Source organism: Ruminococcus sp. (genome assembly GCF_016287535.1).
In the GTDB taxonomy this organism is placed as follows: domain Bacteria; phylum Bacillota; class Clostridia; order Oscillospirales; family Ruminococcaceae; genus Ruminococcus.
The window spans coordinates 1-12,781 of the sequence record NZ_JAEFAJ010000027.1 but is presented as its reverse complement, the minus strand read 5'-3'; the positions used below and the strand labels follow the sequence as shown (position 1 = coordinate 12,781).

Below are 12,781 nucleotides of genomic sequence, written 5' to 3'. Positions count from 1 at the left end.
AATGGGTATTTCATTACTGCTTGAGAGCATGACGACAGCGGCGTCTGTTGGAATGGGCTGCGGTACGTGCTGCGGCTCTGGTATAAGTGCTGTGCTGTACGGATACCTTACTACGCATACAAAGAATGTAAAACAGTCGGTAAGGGCGTTCCTTGATTTCTTTTTCGGAAAAATATCGGCAGTGATTATCTTGTGCTGCACGGCATCAGTGATAGGCAGCAGTATTATAGACGACAGCGGCAGGATATTCGGAATAAAAGCGGTCTTGGTCGTTGACGCTGTAATGCTGGCTATGGGGATATGGTTCGTTATTTCATGGATAAGAGAAAAAACAGGACGAAGCAGCTGCAGGAACTGTAAAGGCTGCGGTACGGATAATACCGAAGAAATAAGTGATGACAGTTCAAATCATGCAGCTCTGATAGGTATGGGTTTTGGTTATGGAATATCACCGTGCGCACCGATGATATTGATAACAGGTTATGCAGCGACGCTTCCTTTTGCTTTTGCGGCTGTACTTGGAGCTGTGTTCGCTGTTGCCAGTACGATATCACCTGTTCTTTTTATTATGCTCGTATCGGGAGCAATAGCCAAAGGAATGAATAAGGAGATACCACAGTATCTGTCGTGGTTCCGACTTGGATGCTATATACTGATGATAGTATTGTTTTCAGCGGGAATAGTAAAAGAGCTCATTAGCTGAAATGAGTATTTGATGAAGTGTTATTATAATAATGTTGTAAAAGAATCCCCTCGTCAGCCGGAGCAGAGATGCCCATGCGTGATGAGGGGATTTTACATCATTGTTGGAACATTATTGCGGTGAGAGCTTTTACATGGTTCTGTCAGCAAGCTCTCCCCAGACCTTCGCCTTACTGAGCAAATCATTGATAAAGTCGCTTTTCTTTGCGATATAGGTCTCCCTGTCATTGTGAAAGCGTTCTGCAAGTGACTGTTTCAACTCAGAGTAGGCTTTCGCGTCAGTCTCATGGCAGTTCAGATAGTCACGCATATCAATATAATTGTTCCATGCCTATGAAGCGTACTTCACAGCGTGGATATGGTGTGTTCTGAAATCATATTCACCGCATACATACAGATACTGTTCAGGTAGGTCCTGGCCACGGAAAATGAAACCGCTTTTTTCGAGCACATCATTCATTTTCAGTATGTTTTCAAGCACCGGAACTCCAACCGCTATGTCTATAATAGGCTTTGCACAGATACCGCGTACAGCCGTGCTCCCGATGTGCTGTATATCCGCAGCAGCGTCTGCAAGAAGCTCCTTCAGCAGTTTTATTGTCTGACTTGCAGATGTTTCCCATTCTTTACTGTGCGGTTCAACAGCAACAGTTTTCCGCCGCAGTCCTATGCTCATTCCGGCACATCCGATAGAGTCTGTTTCACTGACATCAATACCACGAACTGAACTTGTGTTGTATCAGGAATAAGACACATTTTCTTGTATTTATAATATCAGAAGCATATATGTTTGTCAATATTGAAAAATGATAATGAGGCGTATTCATTTCACGGAGAGGATTGAACAACTAAAAGCTGCTGTCAAAATAAATTTTTTTAATTTTCAGTTTTTTGTCTGAATGCTACTGCAGCTTTCGTATATTATAACAGATCATAAAAAATGATATGAAAATCTAAAGGAGATGCTATTATGAAAAAGGCAATTATATTATCTGTTTTAACCGCGATGTCGTTGGGAATTGCTGGATGCGGAGAGAAAAACACTGTTAGCAGCGGTGTGTCGGGCAGCGGTTTTGAAAACTCAGCGGTTATTTCAGACAAGGAAGAAACAACTGCTAAAGAGACTCAGCTCACTTCAGTATCAGCTGAACAGACGGTTACTGACGCTAATCAGCCTGCCGAAGAGGCTTCTGCAGAAGAGAATACTGATTATGAGAGCATAAAGCCATTTGTTGGCTTGTGGAGATATCAGGTGCCGCAAAACAGCTATGTTTACGTAGACGGCAAGGAGTGCGGAGACGTAGTTATATATGAAGACGCAACATATAAATATACCGATCCTGACGGTAATGTAACAACAGGAACTGTAAAGCATCGCTATGATGAGATTGGCGGAACCAAGATCCAGATACTGACATTTTCAGGAGATTCTTTCGGAAGCCATGACGGATATTATCTTGAATCTGCACCTTATGAGCTTCGTTTCGGAAACGGAAATTCAAGTCGTCTTGCCCGTGACAGGGCTGGCATGACTTATAGCGAGATAGCCGCTGAAAGACTTGGTTCATTTAATGATCTCAACAATACGTTCTGTCATGGTGTTCCTCACAGCGAGGAAGTTGCATTTACAGAAGATGATAGTGAGTATTACAAAGTAACTGATTTTTCGATGGTGCCGTCTCTGAATGTTTTGAAAGATGTTATCAATACTCAGTTTACAGGCAAATATAAAGATCAGCTTATGAGCGGTTGTGAAATACGTTTCATGGAAAAGGATGGCGTTATTTATGAATTGGACGGCGCCGGAACCACATATGAATTTAAGCCAAGCGGCTTTGAAATATCAGTTGTAGATGAAAATCAGTTCAATGCGACCCATGTTGAAGTAAATACTATCAGATCAAAAAGTTACGGAACGGTAGTATTTATAAAGGAAAACGGAGAATGGAAGATGAGCGATTTTATTTCTGATGAACAATAAGAAAAGTCCTGTGAATCATTACTGTCCTTGAAGTAATGGTAATATTTTCCGCACAGCTGAATACAGTCTTAACTGTATGAAAAAAGCTTGCGGATATAGTACATACTCAAATAAAGTATAAGATGTACCGCCTCAGACGGTACATCTTTTTTATTCCCTGTCAAGGAGCGTTAAAAAACGGAATCAAAGCATTGGGAAAGAAAATTTTTCAAGCACATCTGCTCAGTAAGGGATATATAATTCTGTGTAAGTGCAGCAGCTGCGGAAATATTATCACTCCAGAGTGAATGAGCCGAGGCTTGGGTTGCCGGTGCCCTTGAAGGTGAACCAGATAGCGTTAACGCCGTCGGGGATACTGATATCGGCAGTGGATTTTTTCCATACGTTACTGTTTTCGATCTCAATCTCACCGAGTTCTTCGCCGTCCCAGGCGGTCTTGACGGCGAAAGCGCCGCCGCCGTAGCCTCTGGTCGTAATGCTGACCTTAGTAATGCCCTTGCAGTCAAAGAATTTGAAGCCGATATTGGTACCCTCTTTGATATTGGCTATATATCCGATCTCCTCGTCTCCGTCCTTGCCGTCCTGAACTATACGCGGGGCATTGAGGTCACCGATATATATTTCAGGTTTTCTGCCGAAGATATTGCAGGCGATATAAGCCGGGTATTCGCCCTTGCCCACAAGAGGACCGCCGTTGAGACCGCAGGAAGTAATCTCAGCCTGATCGAAGCTTCCGTCGCCATTGAGGGTGAGCTTTTCAGCGCAGCCCTGTCTTGAGAACCATGTGCCGTTGGTATGTCTGTGATAGAAGATATACCATTCACCATTGATCTCAATTATGCTGCCGTGGTTGTTGGCACCGCGGTTTGCGGGCATATCTGCCGGCTTGTAGGTATCAATATGCAGATCGGTGTTGCTGACCAGCACACCGCCGTAGCTGAATCCTTTGAGCGGATCATCACTGACAGCGTAGCAGAGCTCATGCATGACTTCTGAGGAGTATATGAAATAGTATTTACCGTTCACTTTGCGTATGGACGAAGCCTCAAAGAAGGCGTGTCCCTCAAACTGAGTGCCTGTGCTGTAACAGATTCCAGGCACTATTACCTGAGGCTCGGTGATAACAGTCAGCATATCCTTATCAAGTGTGACCACCTTTGAACCTGTCCTGGACTTGTCGCCTTCGGGACAGAATCCGCTGTACATATAGGTCTTGTCACCCTCGGTTATAATACCGGGGTCGAACTGCGGTTCATCTCCCTCTCTCTCTCCGAGACGTGTGCCGTCAGGATAGTGAACATAGCCGTAGAACTCATACTTGCCTGCGGGCTCGTCGCATACCGCAACGGACATAACTCCCACCTTGTCAAGAACATAGTAGAGATAGTATCTTCCGTCGGGACCTATGGTAACGTCGGGGGCGTAAAGGCACATATGGCCGTCCTTGTTCATTGGGTCGGCGTTTCTCGGATAAATAACGCCCTCATAGCGCCAGTTCCCCAGATCATCAACGGGTGCTGACCAACATACGTAGTCACCCATGCAGAATACATAGCCGTTCCAGAAGTCGTGAGAACCGTAGACGTATACACGGTCGCCGAATACATACGGCTCGCCATCGGGTATATATTCCCAGCTGGGAAGATAGGGATTGAATGCCTGTTTCCTGTTCATAAAAAAACCTCCTTATTTTATTGCACTGAGCAGAAATCTAACGAAGCTGTTCTGCTCAGCAGATGCCTTTGCACCTTCACTTGTGAACAGCATCTCATTTCGGTCGGCATCGGTATATGGCTTCCATTCCGGGAGCCTGTTGCCGTTGATATCATAGCCGTTGGGGTCTCCGGTCCTGATGAAGTTTGCCCAGTAATCGCACATCTGTCTTGCAAGATCGTAATGTCTGCCCTCAAATGGTCTGCTGCATTTTGCCAGCGTCTCGAAGAAGAACCATAGATCAACAGAGTGGAATGTTCCAGGTGAATCCCTGCCGGGTATATCCGGAATGAAGCGGTAATAGTAGCAGTTTTGGGGATCATTCTGCCTGCTCTCGCCGAGGAAAGCCTGCTTTACGCCGAGCTCAGGGGAGGAAACTGGCGAATAACCGGAATCAGTTCTGACTCTGGCTTCAGGAAATGACATGAACTCTTCAGCCTTGACTCCGAAATACTTCTTTGCTTTTATTGCAAGTTCATCGTCATCTGCCGCATGGATGCATTCAATGAATTCGTCACCTGTATTGCCGCCCATAACCGGTACACGGAGCCGTGTGCCATTCTTAAAAGCCTCCATGGGGTCCTCTGTGCAGAAGTGCCCGTCCTGCACTATCGTGAAGAACATCTCTCCGTTATTGCGAAGCTCGGAATACTTGCTGCGGATATAATCGGCATCAAGCTTTCTTGCTTCTTCAAGAGTTTTAACACCAAGATACTCGAAAAGCCTTTCTCCCTTTTTGCCTGCCTGTTCGGGACTCTGAGCAAGGAAGAATTCATTTACCTCATAAGGCGAGCCAAACATACCGCTCATTACCACAGCCCTTTTGAAATCACCTTCGTTGTCATGGCAAGCCATCTGCGCCGTTACACTGCCGCCGCCTGCGGACTGACCCGCTATGGTTATATTATCAGGATCACCGCCGAAGTTTGCGATATTCCGGCGGACCCATCTCAGACCAGCCTGCTGGTCGAGACAGCCGAAATTACAGGGAGCATCGGACTGCTCCTTTGTAAGCTGCGGGTGGCAGAGAAAGCCCAGCGCACCCAAGCGGTAATTCACAGTTACTACAACGATATCTCTCCTTGCGAGACGTTCGCCGTCAAATTCCATTTCAGATGTGTAGCCCCACTGAAAACCGCCGCCGAAGAACCATACAAGCACGGGCTTGCGCTCATCCGCGGACTTTGCGTTCGTCCATACATTAAGGTAAAGACAGTCTTCGCTCATGGGAATATCGGGATCTACGTGCCATTCACGGCAGTATACATCGTCACCTATGCCTGGGGTATCCTGAACGGATATCGGTGCGAATTCGAAGCAGTTTCGCACACCCTGCCAGTTTCCGGCGGGCTGCGGAGCACGCCAGCGGTTCTCACCCACAGGCGGAGCGGCGAAGGGGATTCCCTTGAATGAGGTTATCCTTGGGTCCGCTGCTGGCAGACCACGCACCTGTCCGTTTTTGGTATTTGCTATCCTTAGCATTGTGTCAGCTCCTTTATCATAAAATGTGTTTTATCATACTGAAAATATTCTAACATTAAACTGTACAAATTGCAATACAGAACAGGGAAAAATCTGACCGTTTTTTGCTATGTATATATTAAAACAAGGGGATTTTAATCATTTTTTGCCGTTATTACATATATTTATTGACAACTTGTTAATAATATGGTAAGATTTACAAAGACACCGAAGAGGTGCCATATCAAATTTGGGATAACCGTGAAAACCTGCCGGTCGGCATATGGATATGTCAGTTATAAAGGTATGTTTCGTGCGGTACTTAACCAGGAGGTAATGGTAATGAAAAAAATAAGACTCTTAGCAACACTTATGTCAGCAGCAATGTTCGCTACAACACTTGCAGGCTGCAGCAACGGTACCAGCGGATCCGATGATTCATCAAGCAGTAACAGCGGATCCAATAGTTCTGCGACCACAAACAACAGTTCAGAAAAGGTTCAGGAGATCACCTGGATGTTCTGGGATGACCTCAATGCTACTGAGGATCTTATCTCGCTTGGCTACAAGGAGACTATCGAGAGATTCAATAACGATTATAAGGGCAAGTATCATGTAACACCTATTACTACATCCCTTGAGGAGTATTACAATAAGCTCAATGCTCTTGTTGCAGCAAATGAAACACCTGACGTATTCATCGTAAGCCCCGGACCGCAGCTCACAGACTATGTTGCGCCCGGCATCGCAGCTCCTCTTGATGAATATCTCAACAAGGACGGCTGGAAGGAAACATTCACAAGCGACGCTGTATTTACACAGCAGACATACGATGGCAAGATATATGCTGTTCCGCTGAATACCGCAGCTGCCTGCTGCTTCTACAACACAGAGATGTTTAAGGATGCGGGCGCTTCTGTTCCTACCAACTGGGACGAAATGATCGATGCCTGTGAAAAGCTTGAGAATGCAGGCTATACTCCTGTAACTATTTCCGCAGGTACTGCATGGTGTCTCTCAATGGTAGCAGGTTATCTCTGTGAGGCTGAGGGCGTTGACCTTCCTAAGCTCGCTGACGGTTCCGCTTCATGGGAAGACGGCAAGCTTGAGAACGTATGCAACAAGCTTATCCAGTTCTCCAAGTACTTCCAGAGATCAGCAGCCGGCGATACAAACGACGTTGCTACAGCTAACTTCTACAACGAAGAGGCAGCTATTCTTATTCAGGGTTCATGGGTAATCGCTCAGATGAACGGTGCTAACGCAGACTTTGAGTCAAAGTGCGGCGTATTCCAGTTCCCCGGCGTTGAAAGAATCATCGCTAAGTCCGATTCACTCTGCATGAGCTCATCTACAAAGTATCCTGAGGCTTCAGCAGCTCTCATCAAGTACTTCACTGATGATACAGCTCAGAAGTACACAGCAGAAAAAGGCGGTAAGATCCCTGTAACAAAGGTTAAGTATGATCCGGAAGTAGCTCCCAAGCAGCTCTCATACGTTATGGATGTATTCGGCAAGGCAAAGGGAACATTCGGTTTCTACAATGAATCAATGCCTACAACTGAGACAGGTGCTCACTTCGACGATACAATGGTTGCTGTATTCCTCGGCGACATGAAGCCTGCAGACGCTGCAAAGGACATGGAGGAATTCTACAAGGCTAACTGCAGAAAGTAATTTCTGCTTAATTATGAAAAGCAATATAGAGGCGTATCATACGCCCCTATATTGTTTTTAACCCTTTTTTAACATATCGATCTTCTGAAAGGAGTTGGTCCAGCATGGACAAAATGCTTAGGAACAAGAAAGCAATACTTGTTTTCATGCTTCCTGCATTCCTTTTGTTCACACTGGTGCTTTTTATACCGATCGTTCAGTCGGTGTATTATTCATTCTGTGATTATAAAGGCTATACCGCCCCCGTTTACATCGGACTTGACAACTACAAGGCTCTTCTTTCCGATAAGACGTTCGGCATTGCTATCAAGAACTCAATGTTCTTCCTTGTTTTCTCCTGCGTGTCACAGCTTATCGTAGGTCTTCTCTACGCAGCTCTTCTGACAAACATAAAAGCAGGACGAAATACCTTCAAGAACATAATATATCTTCCCTGCGTACTTTCTTCGGCAGCTCTCGGACTGATGTGGATGTTCATATTCAACCCGAAGCTCGGTATCAACCAGCTCCTTGAAAAAATGGGAGTCAAGGAACCTCCTCTCTGGCTGATGGATACCAGGGGCACTATCATCCTTCCTATGTGGGTAATAGCTTTTGTTGCTCTCTGGCAGTATGTAGGTCAGTCAATGATGCTATACATGGCACAGATATCGGGTATAAACAAGTCTCTCATGGAGGCGAGCTATATCGACGGCTGTACAAAGGCAAAGACTTTCAGATACATAACGCTTCCTCTGATAAAACCGATGGTAGCAACAGCTATGTCTCTGAATGCGATAGGCTCACTGAAATTCTTCGACCTTATTTTCAACATGACAGACTGCGGCGGACCTAACCACAGGACAGAGGTCCTTGCGACCCACCTCTATCAGCAGGGCTTCAAGTTCTCCAAATACGGATATGCAAGCGCGATAGGCGTGGTGCTGCTTGTGCTCTGCCTGTTAGTGACGCTGTTTATCAATAAGGTCGTTAAGACCGAACAGTACGAAATGTAAGGAGGTACAGAAAATGAGTTCTTCAAAATTAGCAGTAACTGAACTGGATTCTGACTCCAAGAAGAAGTTTTCACTGATCCGTGTGGTCATATATGCATTCCTTGTACTGATATCCGTGACATATATCGCACCTCTGCTCTGGCTGTTCAATGTATCGTTCAAGACCAAAAGGGAATTAATGACATCTCCTTTTGCTCTCCCTGAACATATATCATTCGATAACTTTGCTTTCGCATGGAAAGCAGGACGTCTTGGCACAGCAACGCTTAACTCATTCATCGTCTGCGCTGTCGCTCTGGTATTGAGCATGATAATCGGCTCAATGGCTGCATTCGGCATTGTACGTATGCGCTGGAAGGGTGCAAAGCTTGCCATGACTTATTTCCTTACTGGTATGATGATACCTGTACACTGCGTTCTTATCCCTCTGTTCACAAGATTTGCGCATTTACACCTTTCAGATACCCTTACAGGACTTATAATTCCATATCTTACATTCTCACTTCCCATAACGATATTCATTATGACAGGTTTCTTTAAGAGTATTCCGAATGAACTTATCGAATGTGCCTGTATTGAGGGCGCAAATATCTTCCAGATTTTTTACAGGATATGTCTGCCTCTCGGCAAGACAGGTCTTTGCGTAACCGGACTTATGACATTCATCGGCAACTGGAATGAGCTTCTTGTAGCTATGGTATTCATCTCTGATGAAGCCAAGAAGACGCTGCCGGTAGCACTGTCAAAATTCGTCGGACCGCATGGTACCAACTATCCGCAGATGTTTGCGGCTATCATAATCGCGCTTTTACCTACTATAATAGTTTATTGCGCATTCTCCAACCAGATCGTTGACGGTCTGACTGCAGGCGCTGTAAAGGGCTGATACCGGTAACTGATTGAATATACGCTGTCATATTTTCGGTATTGATCTGTATTTGAAGTACAGCTCAATGAAATCTGACAGCTGATGCGATATATTGATTTCATAAATTTTATCTGGAGTTTAACCTATGAAAGCAAAAATAACTATAAATAAATCGGATATTATCGGCGATATTGACCCGAGGATATACGGCTCCTTTATTGAGCATCTCGGTCGCGCGGTCTACGGCGGTATCTATGAGCCTTCACATGAAAGCGCTGACGATATGGGCTTCCGAAAAGATGTACTGGAGCTTGTAAAGACGCTGAAGGTGCCTGTTATACGCTATCCGGGCGGAAATTTCGTTTCAGGCTACAACTGGGAGGACGGGACCGGTGACAGGTCAAAGCGTCCCCGAAAGCTTGATCTCGCCTGGAACAGCATCGAGACTAATGAAGTTGGTGTTGACGAGTTTCAGGAATGGGTAAAGCGTGCGGACGCTGAAATAATGATGACGGTGAATCTCGGTACACGCGGTGCTGATGAGGCAAGAAGCCTTGTTGAATACTGCAATCTTGAAACCGATACATATTATGCTGATCTGCGCCGAAAGAACGGCTTTGACAAACCATTCGGAATAAAGGTGTGGTGTCTTGGCAACGAAATGGACGGAGAATGGCAGATATGCCATAAAACCGCACAGGAATATGCCCGTCTCGCCTGTGAGACAGCCAAGCTGATGAAGCTGACTGACCCGACGATCGAGCTTGTTGCCTGCGGAAGCTCAGGTCCGAATATGGCTACCTTTGGCGAATGGGAACGAACTGTACTTCGTGAGTGTTACGATCATGTTGACTATGTTTCCATGCACAGCTATTACGGTAATCCGGACAACGACACCGCAGATTTCCTTGCGTCGTCAATGGATATGGAGCAGTTTATCATAGATACTGCGCAGATATGTGATGATATAAAAGCGGAGAAGAAGTCAGATAAGGAGCTTATGCTTTCCTTTGACGAGTGGAACATCTGGTTCCACAGCAATGAGCAGGATAAGCATATGGATCCCTGGCAGGTTGCACCGCCGCTTTTAGAGGATATCTACAATGTTGAGGACGCGCTTGTTGTAGGCTGTCTGCTTATCACGCTTCTCAGGCATTGTGACAGGGTAAAGATCGCCTGTCTCGCACAGCTTGTAAATGTAATTGCACCGATCATGACCGAGACCGGCGGCAGGTCGTGGGTGCAGACAATTTATTATCCTTTTCTCCACTGTTCGGTTAACGGAAGGGGAAAGACTTTGCATACTGTTTGCGAATGCGGTATCTATGATACAAAAAATCACAGCAATGTGCCATATATTGAGAGCATTGCAGTAGATAACGGAAGCGGTATTACTCTTTTTGCGGTAAATCGCTCGTCTGATGAGAGCTGTGAACTCGAACTCAACGGATTTGAGAGATACAGCCTCGTATCACATACTGTTCTTACAAACGATGATATGAAACTCTGCAACACAGCAGATGAACCTTATGCGGTCTCGCCTGTACAGAAGGAAATAAGCGGCAAGGTCAGTCTTGCTCCGCGATCATGGAATATGCTGAAATTTACTGTGAAGTAATGAAAAGCCTGCCTGTTTAAAGACGGGTACTAATAAAGAAGTTTTGATTCTTTAAAGATAAGGTTGCGTAACCAAGCGGTTACGCAGCCTTTCTCTTTTTGTCGTAGTTCATACTGTCAGCAATGGCGGTCGTTACGGCAACATCGAAGCGATAGTGAATCTCGATCTGCTGAGTACGATGCCCGCTGCTCTTGTCAGGAGCATGAATAACGATCTTCTCAATAAGCTCATGCATAATCTCAGGAGTAAGCTCCGTGATATGTTCATACTTTTGGACTGCCTGAATGAAAGCACTTACATCGGCGGACTTCTGTTCGGCAGTATCAATGTAGGCGGTCAGCTCTGCTACGGTCGCCCTGAGTTTTTTTGCTCATCCTCATATCCTGCCGACATCATGGCAAATCGCTCATCTGAGATTTTGCCCGAGACATTATCTTCATAAAGCCTTGTGAACAGTCTGTCCAGTTCAGCGATACGCTTCTCGGATTCTTTCAGCTTTTTCCTGGACTTGGCAAGCTCTGAGGACTGCTTCTGAACGGAATTATCCATAGCCGCCTGTACAAACTCGCCCTCGTTCTCCTTAACAAAGGAAATCATCTTGTTCAGCTCACCGAGTATGATCTCTTTCAGAACGATCGTCCTGATGAAGTGAATAGTACAGCCGTTCTTGTCTTTTGCATAAGTGCCACATTTCAGATGTTCTTGATCTACGGTCATGGTTGTCGCTCGGCACAGATACAGCTTCTTTCCGCAGTCGGCACAGTAACAGATACCTGAAAACGGGTTGACTTCCTCATGCATTGTTGGACGGCGTTTGTTCTTGCGAAGCTCCTGCACCAGATCAAACTCCTGCTGGGAGATAATTGCTTCATGGGTATTCTCGAAGATCAGCCAATCCTCTTTCGGATTATCCACACGTTTCTTGTTTTTGTAGGACTTCACATGAGTACGGAAATTCACAGTGTGACCTGCGTATTCGGGCTTTTCGAGAATACCCGAAATAGTCTCCATACCCCAACGATTAAGGTTAGCATTCTTATGACCGTTATCCCTGCCCTGCGACAATGCATAAGCTGTCGGTGTAGGAATTCCCTGTTCCGTTAAGATTCGAGCAATCTGCGCCGGACCGTAGCCGTCAATGCAAAGATGAAAAATCTTGCGAACAACTTCGGCGGCTTCATCGTCGATCACCCAAAGGTTCTTATCCGTTTCCGAATGCTTGTAGCCGTAGATCGGATTGGATAGATGCTTTCCCGACTGCCCCTTAGCCTTGAAAACAGCTTTTATCTTCTTGCTTGTATCACGAGCATACCAGTCATTAAAAATGTTCTTGAATGCCATCAGCTCATTTTCCGATTTGAACGTATCCACGCCGTCATTTATCGCAATGTAGCGAACGTCATAATCGGGGAATACCATTTCAATCAGTTCACCCGTTTTGAGATAGTCACGACCGAGGCGGCTCAAATCCTTAGTAATGACTGTTCCGACTTTTCCGGCTTCTACATCTGCCATCATAGCCTTGAAACCGTCACGTTCAAAAGTAGTGCCGCTGACACCATCGTCTACGTAGTATACTGTATTTGTAAAGCCATTATCATCAGCATACTTCTTGAGGATAGCCTTCTGATTGGTGATACTGTTGCTCTCACCCTGTAACATATCGTCCTGGCTCAGGCGACAATATAATGCTGTGATCTTGTCTGTCATATTAAACCTCTCTTTCCGACAGATACAGCAAGCTATGTTATCATTATAGCGCAATA

General features: G+C 45.5%; 8 protein-coding genes and 2 pseudogenes. 6 read left to right on the top strand and 4 right to left on the bottom strand.

Going from position 1 to position 12,781, the window contains the following annotated elements; translation table 11 throughout:
- The first annotated feature begins 1 nt into the window (after position 1).
- Positions 2-703 (top strand): sulfite exporter TauE/SafE family protein, encoded by a 702-nt coding sequence (locus QZZ36_RS10030; protein WP_295080931.1) that lies wholly within the window; start codon positions 2-4, stop codon positions 701-703.
- Between the two features lie 129 nt (positions 704-832).
- Here the strand turns inward: QZZ36_RS10030 and QZZ36_RS10025 are convergent.
- Positions 833-1,378 (bottom strand): annotated as a pseudogene (locus QZZ36_RS10025) (GrpB family protein).
- Positions 1,379-1,672: 294 nt separating this feature from the next.
- On the opposite strand from QZZ36_RS10025, the gene QZZ36_RS10020 reads away from it, so the two are divergent.
- Positions 1,673-2,683, top strand: coding sequence for a hypothetical protein (locus QZZ36_RS10020; RefSeq protein ID WP_295080929.1), 1,011 nt, complete (start codon positions 1,673-1,675; stop codon positions 2,681-2,683).
- A 273-nt stretch (positions 2,684-2,956) separates the two neighbouring features.
- Here the strand turns inward: QZZ36_RS10020 and QZZ36_RS10015 are convergent, their stop codons facing one another.
- Both QZZ36_RS10015 and QZZ36_RS10010 read right to left on the bottom strand, forming a co-directional pair.
- Positions 2,957-4,357 (bottom strand): family 43 glycosylhydrolase, encoded by a 1,401-nt coding sequence (locus QZZ36_RS10015; protein ID WP_295080925.1) that lies wholly within the window; start codon positions 4,355-4,357, stop codon positions 2,957-2,959.
- A 12-nt stretch (positions 4,358-4,369) separates the two neighbouring features.
- Positions 4,370-5,878, bottom strand: coding sequence for a carboxylesterase family protein (locus QZZ36_RS10010; protein WP_295080922.1), 1,509 nt, complete (start codon positions 5,876-5,878; stop codon positions 4,370-4,372).
- A 321-nt stretch (positions 5,879-6,199) separates the two neighbouring features.
- Here QZZ36_RS10010 and QZZ36_RS10005 point away from each other — a divergent pair, with 321 nt between their 5' ends.
- The 4 genes from QZZ36_RS10005 to QZZ36_RS09990 all read left to right on the top strand — a co-directional run bounded on the left by QZZ36_RS10005 (position 6,200) and on the right by QZZ36_RS09990 (position 11,015).
- Complete coding sequence (locus QZZ36_RS10005; protein ID WP_295080919.1) at positions 6,200-7,534, top strand: extracellular solute-binding protein; 1,335 nt, start codon at positions 6,200-6,202, stop codon at positions 7,532-7,534.
- Positions 7,535-7,638: 104 nt separating this feature from the next.
- Positions 7,639-8,529, top strand: coding sequence for a sugar ABC transporter permease (locus tag QZZ36_RS10000; RefSeq protein WP_295080916.1), 891 nt, complete (start codon positions 7,639-7,641; stop codon positions 8,527-8,529).
- 13 nt (positions 8,530-8,542) lie between these two features.
- A complete protein-coding gene (locus QZZ36_RS09995) occupies positions 8,543-9,415 on the top strand; it encodes a carbohydrate ABC transporter permease (protein WP_295080913.1) in 873 nt (290 codons plus the stop codon).
- Positions 9,416-9,542: 127 nt separating this feature from the next.
- Entirely contained in the window at positions 9,543-11,015 is a 1,473-nt protein-coding gene (locus tag QZZ36_RS09990) for an alpha-N-arabinofuranosidase (RefSeq protein WP_295080910.1), read from the top strand.
- Positions 11,016-11,094: 79 nt separating this feature from the next.
- Here QZZ36_RS09990 and QZZ36_RS09985 read toward each other — a convergent pair.
- Positions 11,095-12,725, bottom strand: a pseudogene (locus tag QZZ36_RS09985) (recombinase family protein).
- Positions 12,726-12,781 lie beyond the last annotated feature (56 nt).

Coding starts and splice junctions, on each gene's coding strand:
- QZZ36_RS10000 (WP_295080916.1), top strand. CDS start 7,639: ATGGACAAAATGCTTAGGAACAAGAAAGCAATACTTGTTTTCATGCTT.
- QZZ36_RS10015 (WP_295080925.1), bottom strand. CDS start 4,357: ATGAACAGGAAACAGGCATTCAATCCCTATCTTCCCAGCTGGGAATAT.
- QZZ36_RS10030 (WP_295080931.1), top strand. CDS start 2: ATGGGTATTTCATTACTGCTTGAGAGCATGACGACAGCGGCGTCTGTT.
- QZZ36_RS10020 (WP_295080929.1), top strand. CDS start 1,673: ATGAAAAAGGCAATTATATTATCTGTTTTAACCGCGATGTCGTTGGGA.
- QZZ36_RS10010 (WP_295080922.1), bottom strand. CDS start 5,878: ATGCTAAGGATAGCAAATACCAAAAACGGACAGGTGCGTGGTCTGCCA.
- QZZ36_RS09995 (WP_295080913.1), top strand. CDS start 8,543: ATGAGTTCTTCAAAATTAGCAGTAACTGAACTGGATTCTGACTCCAAG.
- QZZ36_RS10005 (WP_295080919.1), top strand. CDS start 6,200: ATGAAAAAAATAAGACTCTTAGCAACACTTATGTCAGCAGCAATGTTC.
- QZZ36_RS09990 (WP_295080910.1), top strand. CDS start 9,543: ATGAAAGCAAAAATAACTATAAATAAATCGGATATTATCGGCGATATT.